Consider the following 18,547-nt stretch of genomic DNA (forward strand, 5'->3'; position numbering starts at 1 on the left):
ATAACGGACGCCCAGAATACTGGCGAACGCCACCGCACCTTCCGTAGCACCTGCCTACAGTTACCCTACCGCACCCGCTCCTCTTCAACGCCTTCCGCCCCCTCTTCCCCAGGCTCCCGCTTCGGTCCTTCGGGGATGAACTCGAAGGCGAGCGCTCCCTCCTTGACCTCGACGCGGACGATGCCGCCCTCTTTGAGCTTGCCGAAGAGGATCTCGTCGGCGATCGGCTTCTTGACGTGCTCCTGGATGACGCGGGCGAGCGGGCGGGCGCCCATCTCCTCGTCGAAGCCGCGTTCGGAGAGCCAGCGCGTGGCCTCCTCGGTCAGCTCGAAGGTGACGCCGCGGTCCTGAAGCTGGGCCTCGAGCTGGAGGACGAACTTCGCGACGATGCGGTCGATGATGGGCTTGGAGAGGCCCGCGAACTGGATGATCGCGTCGAGGCGGTTCCTGAACTCCGGCGTGAAGAGGCGCTTGATGGCCTCGTCGCGCTCGTCATCCTTCTTGCCCGCGCCGAAGCCGATGGCGTTGCGCGTCGAGTCCGCCGCGCCCGCATTGGTCGTCATGATGATGACGACGTTGCGGAAGTCGATCTTCTTGCCGTGGCTGTCGGTCAGGGCGCCGTTGTCCATCACCTGCAGGAGGATGTTGAAGACCTCCGGGTGGGCCTTCTCGATCTCGTCGAGCAGCACCACTGCATGTGGATTCTGGTCCACGGCGTCGGTCAGGAGGCCGCCGCCCTGGTCGAAGCCGACATAGCCCGGAGGCGCGCCGATCAGCTTGGAGACGGTGTGCCGCTCCATGTACTCCGACATGTCGAAGCGCAGGAGCTCGACCCCCATCATCTTGGCGAGCTGCTTGGAGACCTCGGTCTTCCCGACGCCGGTGGGGCCGGCGAAGAGGTAGGAGCCGATGGGCTTGTCGGGCTCGCGCAGGCCGGCGCGGGCGAGCTTGATCGCCGCGGTCAGCTGCTCGATGGCGTCGTCCTGGCCGTAGACCACGCGCTTGAGGTCCGCGCCCATGTTGGCGAGCCGCTCGGTGTCGGACTTGGAGACCGATTTGGGCGGGATGCGCGCCATCTGGGCGATGATCTCCTCGACCTGGTGCGTGTCGATGGTGTCGACGCGCAGGGCCTCGGCGATGACCTTCTGCCGGGCGCCCGCCTCGTCGATGACGTCGATGGCTTTGTCCGGAAGCTTGCGGTCGGTCATGTACTTGGCCGACAGCTCCGCCGCGCTCTTGAGGGCGTCGTCGGTGTATTTGAGGCCGTGGTGCTCCTCGAAGGCCGGTTTGAGGCCGTGCAGGATCTGGATCGTGTCGTGGACCGTGGGCTCGGACACGTCGATCTTCTGGAACCGGCGCGACAGGGCGCGGTCCTTCTCGAAGTGCTGCTTGTACTCCTTGAAGGTCGTGGAGCCCATGCATTTGAGCGTGCCCTGCTGGAGGGCGGGCTTGAGGAGGTTCGACGCGTCCATCGCGCCGCCGGAGGTCGCCCCGGCGCCGATGATGGTGTGGATCTCGTCGATGAAGAGGATCGCGTGGTGGTGCTGCTCGCACTCCTTGAGGACGGCCTTCAGCCGCTCCTCGAAGTCGCCTCTGTAGCGCGTGCCCGCGAGGAGGGCGCCCATGTCGAGGGAGTAGATCGTGGCCTCGGCCAGGACTTCCGGAACCTCCTCGTCGACGATCTTCTTGGCGAGGCCCTCGGCGATGGCGGTCTTGCCGACGCCGGGGTCGCCGACGAAGAGCGGGTTGTTCTTGCGCCGCCGACACAGGACCTGGATCGCCCGCTCGACCTCGGCCTCGCGGCCGATGAGGGGGTCGGTCTTACCCACGCGGGCCTTCTCGTTGAGGTTGACCGTGTAGGCGGCGAGCGCCTCGGGGCCGGCCTTGGCCTCCTCCTGCTCCTCCGCGGCGCCCTTGGGCGCACGGGCCGGGCCGGTGCCGGTCTTGGTCAGGCCGTGGGAGATGTAGTTGACCGCGTCGTAGCGGGTCATGCCCTGCGCCTGCAGGAAGTAGGCGGCATGGCTCTCGCGCTCGGCGAAGAGCGCGACGATGATGTTGGCGCCGGTGACCTCGGAGCGGCCCGAGGTCTCGACGTGGATGAGGGCGCGCTGAACGACGCGGTGGAAGCCCGCGGTGGGCTTGGCCTCGTCCACGTCCTCGACGATGAGGCGGGCGAGGTCCTCGTCGATGTACTCTTCCAAGGTCTCGCGCAGCTCCTCGACCGAGACCGAGCAGGCGGAGAGGACGGCCTTGGCGTCCTCGTCCTCGGTCAGGGCGTAGAGGAGGTGTTCGAGCGTCGCGAGCTCGTGCCGGTTCTCGGTCGCGAGCGCGATGGCGCGGTGGATGGAGCGTTCGAGGGACTTAGAAAACGTCGCCATGGTTATTCCTTCTCCATCGTGCACTGAAGCGGATGTTCGTTGCGCCGCGCGAGCTCCATCACCTGCGCGACTTTGGTCTCTGCGACCTCGTAGGTATAGACCCCGCAGATGCCGATGCCGGTCTGGTGGACGTGCAGCATGATGCGCGTCGCCTCCTCCCGGCCCTTCTGGAATACGGCCTCGAGCAGCCAGACGACGAACTCCTGCGGGGTGTAGTCGTCGTTCAGCAGCAGAACCTTGTAGAGCGAGGGGCGCGCGACCTTGGGCGCCGTCTTGGTGATCGTGCCCACCCCTTCGCGTCGGTCGTCGTCTCTTTCGGTGCTCATGGGTCCTTCAGGTCTTGCCAGGAGGGGTACGGAGAATGGCGAGGGCCGGAGCGGCCCCGTCCTTCGATTATCTGGGCTTTTTGCGATGGGCCGCAACCGGGTGCGGCAGGACGTCGGACCCGCCATTTGGGGGCGGCGCCGCACCGCATCAAGAACCCGCGCCTTCGAGGCGTTCGCGCAGGGCGTCCGACCAGCGTGCGAGACGCTTCGCGTTGACGCCGAAATCGCCCTTACCGATCCGCGATGCCGAGTAGAGGAGAAGCCGCGTCCCCTCCCCTTCCGCCACCGCCTTGGCGTGCACGTCGTCGGGGAAGCGAAAGAGCCTCGAGCGCTGCACGCATGCATGGGTCCCCGCCTCGGGATCGAAGTCGGCGACCGTCACGCGCGGCTCTGCGCGCGCGGCCGCGTCCCAGGCCGCGATCACCTCGCCCGGGGGGCGGACGAAGCGCAGGGCCCCCCGGTCCGCAGCGCCCGGCGTGTCGCCCGGGTCCGCGTACAGCGCCGTGTTAGGGGTTCGAGGACGCTGAAGGCTTGCGAAGTCAAACATGTGTGAGTCCTGGCCACTCGCCGCCCTGCCGCCGTGTTTAGAGCACATTAACCCTTTCGAGGCGCGCGGCCAGAGCGCGGCGTGCCATTCGCCCCCGGCCCTTCCGGCCGGGCATATTTCAGGAGGAGAGAGACTATGAAGACCTACGCACTCATCGCCGCCAGCACCTTGGCCCTCGTCGCCTGCGGCGGCACGGACGCGCAGCAGAACGCCGATGCCGACATGTCGCCCGACCAGACGGTCGCCCAACGCGACCGCAGCGGGTCGCCGAACGACACCCTCTCCGACGACGCCACGGCGCTCGACGACCCCGTCCTGGCCCGCACCAACGCACGCGAACGCGCGGACAGCGTCTACGAAGTCGGCTCGGACGATCCGGCCTACGACGTCGCGGATTCCGAAGAGACCCAAGACCGCGGCATGACGTCGGGCAGCTACACGAGCGACCTCGACCAGGACATGGACGTCGCGGCGGACGACCGCATGGGCATGGACGGCATGTCGATGGACGGTAGCCAGTCGGCTCAGAACCAGTCGGGCACCGATCAATCGGTCGCGCCGCGCAACGACGACCTCTCCGCGTCGGCGTACACGGCGAACAACACGGACGCCTACACGCAGGACGGCAACCTGATCACGGGCTCCGAGGCCGAGCGTCTTTCCGGCACCTACGCGGCAACGGTCCCGACCGGCGAAGGCGATGCGACCGAAGACGTCATCCTGTACATCCAGGGCGACGGCGACCAGGCGGTCGGCACCTTCAACGGCGAGCCGATCCAAGTCGCGGTCACGGGCGGCAACTTCACCTTCGACGCCCCCCTGCCCGGCGTCGAGTCCGAAGACATCATGACCTTCACCGGCACCTTCATGGACGGCGAGATCATGAACGGCGTGGTCGAGAGCCAAGGCGACGGCACGACGATGGACTGGTCGGCCGAGCGCATGAGCGACGGCGAGATGATGGACGAGGCCGGCAGCACGGACGAGAGCGAGATGTAAGCGTTCGAAGCTAGACCGCTTCAAAGAGAGAGCCCCGCTTCGGCGGGGCTTTTTCGCGTTTGGGCACCGGCGCTTCCGCCCCGCCCCCCGCGAGCGCGACGAGGGCCTCGCAGCAGCGCCGTGACGCGACGCTCGCGCCTCGAACAGTCCGCCCGCGCTTGTGGGTTCATGGGACGATCAGGACGCCCTCGAGGGTTTTCGGACGGCGCCATGCGCGCCCAACACCGACCCGTCGTCCGGTTCAGTCGGTCGGCGTCAAATCGCGGATCGGCGCGCAGACCTCCGGATGTCCCCCACAGCAGTCCTGAACGAGCACCCGGATCAAGCCCGCCACCTCGTCGATCCGGACCCCGTAGATGAGGTTTCGACCGTCGCGTCGCCTGCCGATCAGGCCCGCGTGCTGCAAGACCGATAGGTGCGAGGACAGCGTGTTCTTCGCGACGCCGAGGCGTTCGCCTATCTGCCCGGCCGCCATGCCCGTCGGTCCGGCTTGGACGAGCATACGGAACACGGCGAGGCGTGTCGTCTGCGCGAGGGCGGAGAGCTGCTCGACGGTCTTCTCGGTATCGGCGCTGGACATGCCCCCGCTTCGTATGCCGCCGGACGCCAGACCCGCAACATTTCAATTGTTCCAAGACTGTTGAACAATAAGGTTCTCGCCCTAGGATGGGGTGTCCGAGAGGAAGGTCCATGGGACGGTTCGAACGATATCTCAGTCTATGGGTGGGTGTGGCGATCGCCCTCGGGGTCGGCCTCGGGCAGCTTGTACCGGGCGTCTTCGAGGCGTTGGCGGCCTTGCAGATCGCGCAGGTGAACCTCGTCGTCGCAGTCCTGATCTGGGCGATGATCTACCCTGTCATGCTCGGCGTCGACTTCGGCGGCCTCAAACGCGTGAAGGACGAGCCGCGTGGGCTCTTCGTCACCCTGGTGGTCAACTGGCTGGTCAAGCCCTTCTCGATGGCCGCGCTCGGCGTCCTCTTCTTCCGCTGGATCTTCGCAGGCGCGATCCCGCCGGAAGACGCCGAGGGATACATCGCCGGGCTTGTCCTTCTGGGCGCTGCGCCTTGCACGGCCATGGTCTTCGTCTGGTCGCAGCTGACCCGGGGCGATGCGAACTACACCCTCGCCCAAGTCAGCGTGAACGACGCAATCATGGTCTTCGCCTACGCGCCGATCGTCGCCTTCCTCCTGGGGGTCACCGACATTCCGGTACCGTGGAAGACGTTAGTCCTCTCGGTTCTCCTCTACGTCGTCGTCCCCCTCATCGCCGGCATCGCGACGCGGCGCGCTCTGATCGAGCGTGGCACGCTCGGCACCTTCACCGAACGCTCGAAGCCCGCCGGGCCTATCGGCCTCGTCCTCACCGTCCTGATCCTCTTCGGCTTTCAAGGCCAAGTGATCGTGGACCGCCCACTGGTCATCGCGATGATCGCGGTGCCGATCCTCATTCAGTCCTACGGCATCTTCGCGATCGCCTACGGCGCGGCCTTCGCGCTCAAAGTGCCGCACCGGATCGCCGCGCCCTGCGCGCTGATCGGTACGTCGAACTTCTTCGAGCTAGCGGTCGCCGTCGCGATCAGCCTCTACGGCCTCGCCTCGGCCGCGGCCCTCGCGACCGTCGTCGGCGTTCTGGTCGAGGTACCGGTCATGCTTTCGCTCGTCGCCTTCGCCAACCGCACGCGGGACCGGTTCGCGGGGCGCCCATCATGACGGTCACCATCTACCACAACCCCAACTGCGGAACCTCACGCAACGCGCTCGCCATCGTCAGAGCGAGCGGCGACGCAGCGCGAGGGATCGAGGTCATCGAGTACCTGAAGACGCCGCCCACCCGCGAGCGCCTGGCGCAACTCTACGCTGCCGCTGGCCTCAGTCCCCGGGAGGGTTTGCGAACCAAGGGCAACGAGGCGATCCTCGAAGCGGAGGGCCTCACCCTCGCAGATGCCGACCCTTCGTCCGATGCGGAGCGCGTCCTCGCCGCGATGACCCGACACCCGATCCTCATCAACCGGCCCCTCGTCGAAGGCCCGCGGGGCACCGTGCTCGCGAGGCCGAGCGAGCGCGTCGCCGAGGTTCTGAAGGCGCCGCCGACGGCGTGGACCAAGGAGGACGGCGAGACCGTCCGCCTCGGGACCGACGAGTAGAAGAAACCCCGTTTGTCGACGGTCGATCCGCGGGCCGTGAAGGTCGGTCGGGCCGCCGGACCGATCCTTCGCGCGGATGCCCGCGACGGTTCATCGGCTGTCTTGCGCGCACAGGAACCCGCGGCCGACGAGGTCGCGGCCGAACCATCGCCGCGTCAGGCCGAGTGGCTTCGCGAGCTGCGCTTCCGACCACGGTTCGTTTACCTTCGGAAGCGACGTGTTCCCCTCGCCGCGCGAACGGGGGGAAGGTGACACTCGCACAGTACGTCCGCCGTCGTACCGGCCTGCCGCTCGGCGCGAACGGCTCGCTCGAGGCCATGCTCGGCCGGGCGTTCGGCGCGCGCTCGTTCGCGGGCTTCTGGCGGTATTGGAACCCGATCTTCGGCTACTACCTGCTCTACCGCGTCTATACGCCCACTTCGAAGGTCGTGCCGCGGCCAGTCGCCCTCGTCGTGACCTTCCTCGCCTGCGGGGCGCTGCACGACGCGGTGACTTTGGCGGTGCGCGGCTCGACCGCCTTCTTGTTCACGACGATCTTCGCGTTCTTCGCCGGCGGCGTCCTGCTCGGCGAGGCGGCGCGCCTCGACCTGTCGCGGGCGCCGCGTCCGGCCCGGGCGGCCATCCACCTCGCCTACCTGGCGTCCTGCATCCTCGCCGCCTACGCCCTTCGCGCGGCGGTTCCGGGCTGGCTGTCGCTTTGACGCGGCAGAAGGAAGCGCCGGCTCGGCTTGCCTCCCGCCCTTCCGATCGCCACCTTCTCCGCGTGTCCGGCCTACGATCCGCCCCCGCGCCTCTGCGCGCTTCGCTGACCGCGTTCCTCGCGGCCGTGCTGGTGGCGGCGGCGATCGTCTGCGCTTGCGCGCCGGGCGCCGGACGGGCTGCGCCGCCGCTTCACCAGGCGGCGCAGGGACACAGCCACCATGACATGGCCTCGGCCGAGCCCGTGGACGCGCCGGCCGAGCACTGCGCGCAGTGCCCCGACCGCGAAGTCCTGCTCGCCGCCGCCCCGGTCCTGCCGACGGCGAGCCTGCCCTCCCCCGTGTTCGGCGTGACGATCGCGCCGATCCTGCCGGTGCCTGCGGAGGCGGAAGCCGCCTCGGCGCGGGCACCGCCGCGCAGCCTCGGGCCGCCCGCGCGGACGCCGACGGCACGGTACGACGTCCTCCTGACCTGAGGAGCGGCTCGCCGCCTCGATGAGGCGTGCCCGCCGCTGTTCCCTCTATCAGGAGAGATTACCATGCAGACCCGACGCGCCTTCCTCGGCAGTGCCGCAGGAACCCTCGCCGCCTCCGCGCTCGTCCCCGCCTGGGCGCGGAGCGCCGTGCGCGGCAATACCGGCATCGCCGCCGAGCACCAGCATCTGTACGACTTCACGATCGCCAGGACGCCTTTGCGGGTGAACGGCCGGGCGACCGAAGCCGTGACCGTGAACGGCGGCGTCCCCGCCCCCCTGATGCGCATGCGCGAGGGGCAGGAGGTCGTCATGCGGGTGAAGAACACGCTCGATGAGCCGACCTCGATCCACTGGCACGGCCTTCTCGTCCCGTTCACCATGGACGGCGTGCCGGGCGTCAGCTTCCCCGGCATCGAGCCCGGCGAGACGTTCGAGTACCGCTTCCCGCTGCGCCAGTCGGGGACCTATTGGTACCACTCGCACTCCGGCCTTCAGGAGCAGATCGGACATTACGGGCCGATCGTGATCGACCCCGCGGGCCGCGACCCGATCGGCGCCGACCGCGAGTACGTGCTGGTGCTGGGCGATTGGACCTACATGGACCCTTACGTCCTGTTCCATCAGCTCAAGACGATGAGCGACTCGCTGAACTTCCAGAAGCGCACGCTCGGCGACCTGTTCGCGGACGCGGAGGAAGACGGGCTTGGCGCGGCGGTGAAGAACCGCATGGCGTGGGGCAAGATGCGGATGACCCCGACGGACATCGCGGACGTCACGGGCGAGACCTACACCTACCTCATCAACGGGCACGGGCCCGAAGACGACTGGACGGCGCTGTTCGAGCCCGGCCAGCGGGTGCGGATGCGCGTCATCAATGCGAGCGCGATGAGCCTGATGAACGTGCGCATTCCGGGCCTGCCCCTGCGGATGGTGGCGTCGGACGGCAACCTCATCCGGCCGCTGATGACCGACGAGTTCCAGATCGGCCCGGCGGAGACCTACGACTTCGTGGTCGAGCCGGAGGACCGGGCCTACCGCATCGTCGCGGCGTCGATCGACGGGTCGGGCCAGGCGCTCGGCACGCTGACGCCCCGGCTCGGCGAGACGGCGGAGGCTCCGCCGCTGCGCCCGCGTCCCCTCCTGACCATGAAGGACATGGGAATGGCCGGGATGATGGGCATGGACGATCCGGACGCGCCCGGCATGATCGGCCAGGGCCACGACCAGCCCGAGCCTGCGCGCGAGGGCGGACACGCGAGCATGGCCGGGATGGACCACGGCGCGATGGGGCATGAGGGCATGAACCACGGCGCCATGGGGCATGAGGCGATGGCGGGCATGGATGCCGGGCCCAAGGGGGGCGACATGAAGGGCATGCACGACATGCAGAAGCACGACCACCCGATGGGCCCGGGCGTGGCGTCGGTCGCGATGATGCCGGTGAACAGGCTCGATGAGCCCGGCATCGGCCTCGAGACCGTCCCGCACCGCACGCTGACCTACGCGCAGCTCGCCGCGCACGCGCCGAACCCCGACACGCGCGCGCCGGGGCGGGAGGTCGAGCTTCACCTGACCTCGAACATGGAGCGCTACATGTGGTCCTTCGACGGCGTGAAGTTCTCCGAGGTCACGCAGCCCATCACCTTCTACGAGGGCGAGCGGGTGCGCCTGACCATGGTCAACGACACGATGATGCCGCACCCGATCCACGTGCACGGCATGTTCTTCGACGTCGTCGTGCCGGACGCGGAAGAGCCGGGGGTGGGCGAGCGTTACCTGCCGCGCAAGCACACGATCGTCGTCAAGCCCGGCGAGAAGCTGTCCGTGGACATCACCGCGGACGAGGTCGGCGACTGGGCCTTCCACTGTCACCTCCTCTACCACATGCACGCCGGCATGATGCAGGTCGTCAGCGTGCTGCCGAAGGAGCGGGGGCGGCCGATGACGATGCGCGAGGAGGCCTCCTCGCACGAAGGAATGGGCCATGACGGCATGGATCACGGGTCCATGGACCATGGGGGGCACCACTGATGCGGCGGGCGATGCTTCCCGCCGCCCTCGCCCTCCTCGCCGCGCCCGCCTTCGCCCAGGAAGGGCCGGAGGACCCGCCGTGGAACCAGGCCGACGACACCTACGGCGCGGACGCCATGGCGGCGGCGCGCGCGCACGTGCAGTCCCATCACGGCGGTCAGCGCTGGATGCAGGTCATGGCCGACCGCCTCGAATGGCAGTCCGGTGACGAGGAGACCGCGCTTTGGGACCTCCAGGGCTACTACGGCGGCGACCTGTCCCGCGTCTGGCTGAAGTCCGAGGGCGAGTACGGCTTCGGCGAAGATGCGGTCGAGGACGCCGAGGTGCAGCTCCTCTACGGCCGCGCGATCAGCTCGTACTTCGACCTCCAGGCGGGCGTCCGGCAAGACTTCGAGCCCGATGGACGGACCTACGCGGTCCTCGGCGTCCAGGGCCTCGTGCCCTACTTCTTCGAGCTCGACGCGGCGGCGTTCCTCTCCGACGAGGGCGACCTGAGCGCCAGGATCGAAGCGGAGTACGACATTCTTCTGACCCAGCGGCTGATCTTGCAGCCTCGCGCCGAGATCGACCTGTCCGCGAGCGAAGTTCCGGAGCGGCAGGTCGGCGAAGGCGTCGCATCGGTTAGCCTCGGCGCCCGCTTGCGCTACGAGGTGAAGCGGTCCTTCGCGCCTTACGTCGGCGTCGAATGGTCCGTCGCGCCCGGCGAGAGCGGAGCCCGGACCGAAGCGGCGGGCGGCGAGAGCGAGGATACGAAGCTGGTGGCCGGCGTCAGGGCCTGGTTCTAGCGGGGTCCGCCGCAGCGGGGCCCTCATGTTTCAGAACGGGACGCCGCTGTGGCGGAATCGCCGCGGCGCCCGGTCCTATGCCGTGCGCCGCCTGCGCAGAAGTTGTGCGGCCCCACAGGTCACGATAGCTTTTCTTCCAACAGACGGCGTCAAGGCCGCGATCCTGGGAAGGAAACACCGATGAAGAGAACGCTCCTCGCGACCAGCGGGATAATCGCCCTCACCGTGCCCGCCGCCGCGTCGGCGCAGATCGACGAGATCGTCGTCACCGCCACCAAGCGCGAGCAGACCTTGCAGGAGGTGCCGGTCGCCGTCTCGGTCGTGCAGGAAGACACGATCGAGAACGCGCAGATCATCGACGTCTTCGATCTTCAAACGGTCGTCCCCTCCCTGCGGGTCAGCCAGAACCAGTCTTCGGGCAACACCACCTTCACCATTCGCGGCTTCGGCAACGGCGCGAACAATGTCGGCATCGAGCCGTCGGTCGGCGTCTTCATCGACGGCGTCTACCGCTCGCGTTCGGCCTCTGCGATCTCCGACCTCGCACAGATCGAGCGGATCGAGGTCCTGCGCGGGCCGCAATCGACCCTGTTCGGCAAGAACGCCTCGGCGGGCGTCATCTCGATCGTGACGGAGCGGCCGCAATTCGACCTCGGCGGGAACGTCGAGTTGACCTACGGCAACTACGACCAGAAGATCGTCAAGGCCTACCTGACCGGCCCCCTGAGCGAGACCGTGGCCTTCAGCGTCCAGGGCTCGATCAACGGCCGCGACGGCTACGCGGAGAACCTGACGAACGGCGACGACCTGAACGAGCGCGACCGGTGGGCGGTGCGCGGCCAGCTGCTCTTCGAGCCGACGGACAACCTGACCTTCCGGGCCATCGCCGACTACGATCAGCTCGAGGAGGCGTGCTGCTACACCGGGAACCTTCAGGCGGGGCCGACGACCGGCGTCATCCGTGCGCTCGGCGGGCAGGTCGTGACCGGAGACTTCTACGGCTACGACGCCTACTACACCTTCACCCCGCAGAACGACATCGAGAACAAGGGTTTGAGCCTTCAGGCGGACTGGGACGTCGGCCCGGCGCAGATCACCTCGATCACCGCCTATCGCGAGAAGTACGGTCAGGAGAACTTCGACGGCGACTTCACGTCGCTCGACGTGATCGGTGAGCTGAGCGCGATCAGCAACACCAAGACCTTCACCCAGGAGCTGCGCGTCACCGGCGAGACGGAGCGCTTCGGCTGGCTCGCGGGCGCCTTCTACTTCAACGAGGACGTGCGGGCGGACTCCTACGTGGCGTACGGCGCCGACCAGCGCGCCTACGTCACCGCACTCGCGCTGCAGGGCGCAGGGGTGGACATCACCGCACCCGGTATCATTCCCGCCATCCAGGCGGGGTCCGACCTCGGCGGGCAGAACCCGCTGACGACGATCGAAGGCGCGCTCGGCCTGCCGCGCGGTACGTTCTTCGCGGACGGGCAGACCTTCGCGACGCTGTTCGACCAGGATGACGAGTCGCTGTCGCTGTTCGGGCAGCTGGACTTCGACGTGACCGACCGCCTGACGGCGACGGTCGGCCTGAACTACACGACCGACAAGAAGGACGTGTCCCTGACGTCGTACAACCAGGACGTCTTCTCCTCCTTGAACCTCGTGCAGATCGGCGGCGGCCTGATCCAGCAGCAGGCCTTCGCGACCGCCTTCCAGGAGAACACGGGCCTCGCGCCGACGCCGGACAACATCGCCCTGATCGGTCAGCTGAACCCGCAAGGCCTCGCCGCGATCCAGGCCGGCGCCCAAGCCTTCGCGGACGCGAACGCGGCGAACGCGGAGGTGAACCCCCTCCTCGCCCTCGTACCGCTTCAGTTCCTGCCCCCGCAGGTCGAGTTCCCGAACGCCGTCGAGGGCGGCCAGACGGACGACGACGACCTCTCCTACACGCTCCGCCTCGCCTACGACGTGACGGACCGGGTCAACGTCTATGGTTCCTACGCGACGGGCTTCAAAGCATCGTCCTGGAACCTGACCCGCGACAGCAGGCCCTTCCCCTCCGACACCGGCGCGCTGCAGGCCGCGGACCTGCTGCCGAACACGACGACGGCGGCGCTCGGCACCTATGCGGGCACACGCTTCGCCGGGCCCGAGGAGTCCAAGGTCTGGGAGGTCGGCGCCAAGGCGCAGTTCGCCTGGGGCGCGGTGAACCTCGCGCTCTTCGATCAGACGATCGAAGGCTTCCAGTCGAACCTGTTCCAAGGAACGGGCTTCGTCCTCGCGAACGCCGGCAAGCAGTCGGTCCAAGGGGCAGAGATCGAAGTCAGCGCCACGCCCTTCGACCGGCTGGACGTGAACTTCGCCGCGACGCTGCTCGACCCGGAATACGACCGGTTCGTCGGCGCGCCGGGCCCGAACGGCCCGACGGACCTGTCGGGCGAGAAGCCAGACGGCATCTCGGAGGTGTCGACGAGCACCTCCTTCACCTATCACCAGCCGACGCCCTGGGGCGAAGCGTTCCTGCGCGGCGAGTGGCAGTACGAGAGCGACACCAGCACGGCCGACAACGTGCCCGACACCGTCGAGGGCCGCGAGGTGAACCTCTTCAACGCTTCGCTCGGCCTGACCATGGACAACGGGTTCGAGGCGCTTCTGTGGGGCCGGAACCTGTTCAACGACGAGTGGGTGCAGGTCGCCTTCCCCGGCACCGCGCAGGCGGGCACCTATTACGGCTATCCGAACGCGCCGCGGACCTGGGGCGTGACGGTGCGCAAACGCTTCTGATCCCGAGCATGCGGGGGTTCTGGCACGCGCCATGGCCCCCGCCCCGCTTTCGCGCTAGGCGTGCGCCTTGTCATAGAGTCTTGTCTTGTTACCGCTAACAACGGGGCCAGATAGCCTAGTGTAGAGATCGCTTCCGGAGGAGCGCACGCCATGAAGATCTTCATCGACACCGCAGAGACGACCGAACTGAAGGAGGCCTTCGCGACCGGCCTCGTCGACGGCGTCACGACCAACCCCTCGCTGATCGCCAAGTCCGGCCGCGACTTCAAGGAAGTCATCCGCGACATCTGCGAGATGACGGACGGCCCGGTCTCGGCCGAAGTCGCCAGCACCGACTACGACACCATGCTCAAGGAAGGCCGCGTCCTCGCGGACATCGCGGGCAACGTGGTCGTCAAGCTGCCGCTGACCTGGGACGGCCTCAAGACCTGCAAGGAGCTGACGGGCGACGGCATCGACACCAACGTCACGCTCTGCTTCTCGGCGACGCAGGCCTGGCTCGCGGCGAAGGCCGGCGCGACCTACATCTCGCCCTTCCTCGGCCGCGTGGACGACACGGGCTGGCCGGGCATGGACCTGATCGCAGAGATCCGCGCGATCTACGACCAGTTCGACTACGAGACCGAGATCCTGGCCGCCTCGATCCGCTCGCCCCTGCACGTCAAGGAAGCCGCCCTCGCCGGCGCGGACGTCTCGACGATCCCGTTCAAGGTGTTCCAGTCGCTGCTCGGCCACCCGCTGACGGAGAAGGGCCTCGACGCCTTCACCAAGGACTGGGCCGGGACGGGTCAGTCGATCCTGTAAGCGCCGATCAAGACGAACGGGGCGGGCCCAGGCCCGCCCCGACTTTTAAGGGCCAAATTCCAGAACAGGCCCTCGCCCCCCGGAGGAAGAATGACGACCCGCATCCGCGCCGCCCTCCTGGCATCCGCCGCCCTCGCAGCCGCCCCCGCCCTCGCCCTCGCGGCGCCTTCCTGTGACGGCGCGGCCGCGCTCTGCACGGAAGGAAGCGAAGGGCAGTTTGCGCTGATCGCGAACGGTATGCCGACAGCGATCCATGCGGACGCGGAGGATCACTCGGGCGTGCGGGTCGCGGTCGAAAACCTTCGTGGCGACCTCGCTTCGGTGGCAGGCCGAGAGGGGGCGCTCGCGATCGGCGCCGTGCCTCGGGAAGGCATGCCGGTCATCATCGGCTCGCTCGACGCGTCGCCCATGATCCAGAAGCTGGTCTCGGACGGCAAGCTCGACACGGACGGCGTTGAGGGCGTCTGGGAAGCGTACTCGATCCAGACGGTCGAAGACCCCTTCCCCGGCGTGGAGCGCGCCTTGGTCGTGATGGGTGCGGACGAGCGCGGCACGATCTACGGCGCCTACGACCTTTCCGAGCGCGCGGGCGTCAGCCCCTGGCACTACTGGGCGGACGTGCCCGCCGAGAAGCACGCTACGCTGACGGTGACCGAAGGACGTCGCGTCGAGGCGCCGAGCGTCAAGTATCGCGGCATCTTCCTCAACGACGAGGAGCCCGCGCTCGGCAACTTCGCGCGCGAGACCTTCGGCGGGATCAACGCGGACTTCTACGAGAAGGTGTTCGATCTGATCCTGCGCTCGAAGGGCAACTACCTCTGGCCCGCCATGTGGGGGAAGGCGTTCTACGACGACGATCCGAAGAATCCTCAGCTTGCGGACAAGATGGGCGTCGTCATCGGCACCTCCCACCACGAGCCCCTGATGCGCGCCCATGTCGAGTGGGAGCGCTATGGCGAGGGCGACTGGAACTATCAGACGAACGCCGAGGCGCTGCGGACGTTCTGGCGCGGCGGCATGGAGCGGATGGGTGACGAGGAGGCGCTCGTCACGGTCGGGATGCGCGGCGACGGCGACGAGGCGATGACGGAGGGCACCGCGATCGACCTCCTCGAGACGATCGTCGCGGACCAGCGCGAGATCATCGCGGAGGTGACCGGCAAGCCCGCAGCGGAGACGCCGCAGGTCTGGGCGCTCTACAAGGAAGTCCAGGACTACTACGATCAGGGCATGGAGGTGCCGGACGACGTCACGCTCCTCTTCGCCGACGACAATTGGGGGAACATCCGCAGGCTGCCCGAAATGGGCGCCGAGCGGCCGGGCGGCTACGGCGTCTACTATCACTTCGACTATGTCGGGGGTCCGCGGAACTACAAGTGGCTGAACACGACGCAGATCGAGCGGGCGTGGCAGCAGATGGACGTGGCGTGGGACCGCGGCGCCGACCGGATCTGGATCGTCAACGTCGGGGACCTCAAGCCGATGGAGTTCCCGATCAGCTTCTTCCTCGACCAGGCCTGGGACCCCGAGGCGATGACCGTCGAGCGGGTGGACACCTACGCCCGCGACTGGGCAGCCGAACAGTTCGGGGAAGAGCACGCCGACGAGATCGGCGAGCTTCTCGAGACGTACACGAAGTACAACGCGCGGCGGAAGCCCGAGCTTCTGGACGCGGACACCTACGACGCGGCGTCGGGCGAGTGGGCACGGGTCGCAGGCGACTACGACGAACTCGCGAAGCGGGCCGATGTCCTGCGCGAAGAGATGCCGGAGGGGTATGACGATGCCTTCGTCCAACTCGTCTGGTTCCCGATCCAAGCGAGCGCGAACCTCTACGACCTTTACTACGCCGTCGCGATGAACCGGATGCTGGCCGAGCAGGGCCGTCCGTCCGCGAACGAGTGGGCGGACCGCGCCGAGGCGGCCTATGCGCGCGACGCGGAGCTCACGCGGCTCTATCACGAGGACGTCGCGGGCGGGAAGTGGGACCACATGATGTCCCAGACCCACATCGGATACACCTACTGGCAACAGCCCGAAGAGCAGACTATGCCCGAGGTAACGCGGGTGGACGCCGAGGGCGAGGACGCGCTGAAGGTCGCGGTCCAGGGCAATGCTGGGACCTACGGCGCGGGCGAGGACGCACGCCTGCCGATGATGACGGAGGGGGGCGGCCCGGTCCGCTTCACCCTCTTCACGACGGGCACGGACGAGCTTCGCTACCGCATCCGGCCGTCCGAGCGGGCGGTGAAGGTCTCGACCAAGCGCGGACGCCTGTCCGGCGAGGAGACGGTCGAGGTCACGGTCGATTGGGACCGTGTGGACGAAGGCTCGACCGAGGCGCTCATCGCCGTCGACGGGCCGGACGATCAGGACCTGACGCTGACCCTGCCGCTCTACAAGGCGGCCGAGGACGCGGCCGGCTTCGTCATGGCGGGCGGCGCGGTGTCGATGGGTGCGGCGAGCGCGAGCTGTACGGCCGACGCGGGCGCCCTCTCCTGGCTGACCGTGCCAAACCTCGGCCGGACGGACGACGCGGTGGCCGTGGTGCCCGCGGACGCCGAGCCTGCGGCGCCGGGCGAAGGGCCGCGCATGGACTACGTGTTCACGACGACCGAGGGCGGCGAGGCGACGCTGACCGCTACCCTCTTCCCCACGCTCGATCCCGATGGCGGCGAGGGCCTGCGCTACGCCGTCTCGCTGAACGGCGGTGAGCCGCAGACCGTCACGCTCGGCACCACGCCCGACGAGGCGGAGTGGGGCCAGGCGGTGTCGGACTACGCGCACAAGGCGACGACGCGCCTCGGGCGGATCGAGCCCGGCACGCACACGCTGAGCCTCTACGCGGTCGACCCCGGCATCGTCGTGCAGCACCTGACGGTCGCGACGGGCGAGACGGGCGAGACGCCGGAGATGTATCTCGGCCTGCCGGAAAGCCCGATGGCCGGCACGCCGGACTGCGGCACGGCGGCGGACTGAGCGGGCGGAAGGCTAGCGTTCGAGTTTCAGGGACGAGTACTCCCATGCCCAGGGCGCACCCGTCTCGCCGAGCGCCGCCTCGACGATCGACGGGAACGCCGCCTCCGCGCGGACGTCGTTCGACAAAATGACGACGCAGTCGCGGCGCTCCTTCAGGCAGACCAGGGTGTTGCCCGTGTTCTCGTCGTGCCCGCCCTTGTAGAAGGCCGGCCCTTGCGGCCCTTCGAAGGTGACGACGCCGAGACCGGCGGAGAGGTCGGCCCTGCGCTCGTCCGCCGGCAGTTCCTCCGTCAGCGTCGGGAACTGCGCTGGCGTGGTGATCGGCAGGGACGGCGCGGTGAGTTGCGCGCAGCTATCGGACGAGAGGTTCTCGCAACGAACCAGGCCAGCGGCGAAGCGGGCGACGTCCGTGATCGTCGTGTCCATCGAGCCCGCCGCGCGCACCTTGCTACGGTCGTCGTGCGGGACCGGCTCGCCCTCCATCGTCCAACCGTCGGCGAGGTCGTCCGCGAAGTCCTCGCGCCAAATCATGCCGGTGCGCGTCATGCCGAGCGGTTCGAACACGCGGGCATCCATCTCCTCGCCGACGTCGAGGCCGAGCCCCTTCTCGAGGACGTACTGCATGAGGATGAAGCCGTCGCCCGAGTAGGCGTAGCGGCTGCCCGGCTCGAAGTGGATGTGCAGCCCCCGGTCGGGTTCCAGGAACCAGAAGTTCGCGAAGCCCGCGCTGTGCATGAGCAGCATGCGCGGCGTGATCCGCCGCCATCGGTCGTCGCCCGCGAGCGTGGCGTAGGGCGCGTAGACCCAGGGATCGCCATCATAGGCCGTCAGCGGCTCGGAGAGGTAAGTCGGGATCGGCTCGTCGAGGTCGATCACGCCTTCCTCGGCCAGCTGCACGACCATGTAGGCGAAGGCGGCCTTGGTGAGCGAGGCGCCGTACATGACGGTGCGCCCGGTGAGCGGCTCTCCGTCCGCGTTGCGGTCGCCGAGCACGCGGACGCCGACGACCTCGCCGTCCTCGACGAAACCGAAGGCGAGACCCTTCGCACCGGTCGCGTCCATACCTTGGCGCGCGGCGGCTTCTATTGCGTCGAGGGGCGTCACCTCGGGTCTCTCTTGCGCCGCTGCAGACCCTAGCAGGACCACAGCGACGGCGGACGCCTTCGATAGGGTTCGCAGGTTCTTCGCGATCACGTCATCGTCTCCCTCGCGGGAGAGCCTGACACGAACGACGCGCCGTGCAATCTGCGCCTGCAGCACGGTCAGCTGTCGGCTGCGTGGCGGTTCGTCCGAGGGAACATCTCGGTTGCAGCCTGGATCGCCCCCCTACTCTCGCTTCTCCGCATACATGCAGGGCGTCGTCCGCTTGCCCTCCCCCAAGGGACGGCAGGCGAAGTCGTAGTCGGTGCCGTCGGAGGCAAGGCGGAGTTCGAGCGGCTGGCCGATTAGGCCTTTCCCGCCGGCCCCCGCGACCCCCTCGCCTGCTTCGGGTGCGTCGTCACCGGCACGGGCCGCAGGCGGGGCGGGTAAGCAGAGCGATGAGTGGAGCCGATGTCGTGCGGCTATATAGTCGGCAAGGTTCGCTTCGGCCACGTTTGT

General features: G+C 68.1%; 15 protein-coding genes. 10 read left to right on the plus strand and 5 right to left on the minus strand.

Features of this window, described 5'->3' with window-relative positions:
• Positions 1-65 precede the first annotated feature (65 nt).
• The 3 genes from clpA to GGQ59_RS12195 form a co-directional block, all read right to left on the minus strand.
• On the minus strand, positions 66-2,378 hold the full coding sequence (gene clpA, locus GGQ59_RS12185) for an ATP-dependent Clp protease ATP-binding subunit ClpA (RefSeq protein WP_183818976.1): 2,313 nt from the start codon (positions 2,376-2,378) through the stop codon (positions 66-68).
• A 2-nt stretch (positions 2,379-2,380) separates the two neighbouring features.
• Positions 2,381-2,704, minus strand: coding sequence for an ATP-dependent Clp protease adapter ClpS (gene clpS / locus GGQ59_RS12190; protein WP_183818978.1), 324 nt, complete (start codon positions 2,702-2,704; stop codon positions 2,381-2,383).
• A gap of 148 nt (positions 2,705-2,852) precedes the next feature.
• Positions 2,853-3,251, minus strand: coding sequence for a DUF1499 domain-containing protein (locus GGQ59_RS12195; protein ID WP_183818980.1), 399 nt, complete (start codon positions 3,249-3,251; stop codon positions 2,853-2,855).
• Positions 3,252-3,386: 135 nt separating this feature from the next.
• Here GGQ59_RS12195 and GGQ59_RS12200 point away from each other — a divergent pair, with 135 nt between their 5' ends.
• Complete coding sequence (locus GGQ59_RS12200; RefSeq protein ID WP_183818982.1) at positions 3,387-4,250, plus strand: hypothetical protein; 864 nt, start codon at positions 3,387-3,389, stop codon at positions 4,248-4,250.
• 241 nt (positions 4,251-4,491) lie between these two features.
• On the opposite strand, the gene GGQ59_RS12205 is transcribed toward GGQ59_RS12200, so the two are convergent.
• Positions 4,492-4,830: an ArsR/SmtB family transcription factor gene (locus tag GGQ59_RS12205; protein ID WP_183818984.1), complete on the minus strand. Its 339-nt coding sequence runs from the start codon at positions 4,828-4,830 to the stop codon at positions 4,492-4,494.
• A 110-nt stretch (positions 4,831-4,940) separates the two neighbouring features.
• On the opposite strand from GGQ59_RS12205, the gene arsB reads away from it, so the two are divergent.
• The 9 genes from arsB (at position 4,941) to GGQ59_RS12250 (ending at position 16,948) form a co-directional block, all read left to right on the plus strand.
• Positions 4,941-5,960, plus strand: a complete 1,020-nt coding sequence (gene arsB / locus GGQ59_RS12210) for an ACR3 family arsenite efflux transporter (RefSeq protein ID WP_183818986.1) — start codon at positions 4,941-4,943, stop codon at positions 5,958-5,960.
• On the plus strand, positions 5,957-6,394 hold the full coding sequence (locus GGQ59_RS12215) for an arsenate reductase family protein (RefSeq protein WP_183818989.1): 438 nt from the start codon (positions 5,957-5,959) through the stop codon (positions 6,392-6,394). The genes arsB and GGQ59_RS12215 overlap by 4 nt, the downstream gene beginning before the upstream one ends.
• A 248-nt stretch (positions 6,395-6,642) precedes the next feature.
• Positions 6,643-7,095 (plus strand): MBOAT family O-acyltransferase, encoded by a 453-nt coding sequence (locus GGQ59_RS12220; protein ID WP_183818991.1) that lies wholly within the window; start codon positions 6,643-6,645, stop codon positions 7,093-7,095.
• 62 nt (positions 7,096-7,157) lie between these two features.
• Positions 7,158-7,568, plus strand: coding sequence for a hypothetical protein (locus GGQ59_RS12225; protein ID WP_183818993.1), 411 nt, complete (start codon positions 7,158-7,160; stop codon positions 7,566-7,568).
• A 63-nt stretch (positions 7,569-7,631) separates the two neighbouring features.
• Entirely contained in the window at positions 7,632-9,599 is a 1,968-nt protein-coding gene (locus tag GGQ59_RS12230; protein WP_183818995.1) for a copper resistance system multicopper oxidase, read from the plus strand.
• Positions 9,599-10,384, plus strand: coding sequence for a copper resistance protein B (locus GGQ59_RS12235; RefSeq protein ID WP_183818997.1), 786 nt, complete (start codon positions 9,599-9,601; stop codon positions 10,382-10,384). Before GGQ59_RS12230 ends, GGQ59_RS12235 begins: the two co-directional genes overlap by 1 nt.
• 180 nt (positions 10,385-10,564) lie before the next feature.
• Complete coding sequence (locus GGQ59_RS12240) at positions 10,565-13,165, plus strand: TonB-dependent receptor (RefSeq protein WP_183819000.1); 2,601 nt, start codon at positions 10,565-10,567, stop codon at positions 13,163-13,165.
• Between the two features lie 150 nt (positions 13,166-13,315).
• Positions 13,316-13,969, plus strand: coding sequence for a fructose-6-phosphate aldolase (gene fsa, locus GGQ59_RS12245; protein WP_183819002.1), 654 nt, complete (start codon positions 13,316-13,318; stop codon positions 13,967-13,969).
• A gap of 90 nt (positions 13,970-14,059) precedes the next feature.
• On the plus strand, positions 14,060-16,948 hold the full coding sequence (locus tag GGQ59_RS12250) for a glycosyl hydrolase 115 family protein (RefSeq protein ID WP_183819004.1): 2,889 nt from the start codon (positions 14,060-14,062) through the stop codon (positions 16,946-16,948).
• Between the two features lie 12 nt (positions 16,949-16,960).
• Here the strand turns inward: GGQ59_RS12250 and GGQ59_RS12255 are convergent, their stop codons facing one another.
• A complete protein-coding gene (locus GGQ59_RS12255) occupies positions 16,961-18,127 on the minus strand; it encodes a serine hydrolase domain-containing protein (RefSeq protein WP_183819087.1) in 1,167 nt (388 codons plus the stop codon).
• Positions 18,128-18,547 lie beyond the last annotated feature (420 nt).

Source organism: Parvularcula dongshanensis, from assembly GCF_014199615.1.
GTDB lineage: Bacteria > Pseudomonadota > Alphaproteobacteria > Caulobacterales > Parvularculaceae > Parvularcula > Parvularcula dongshanensis.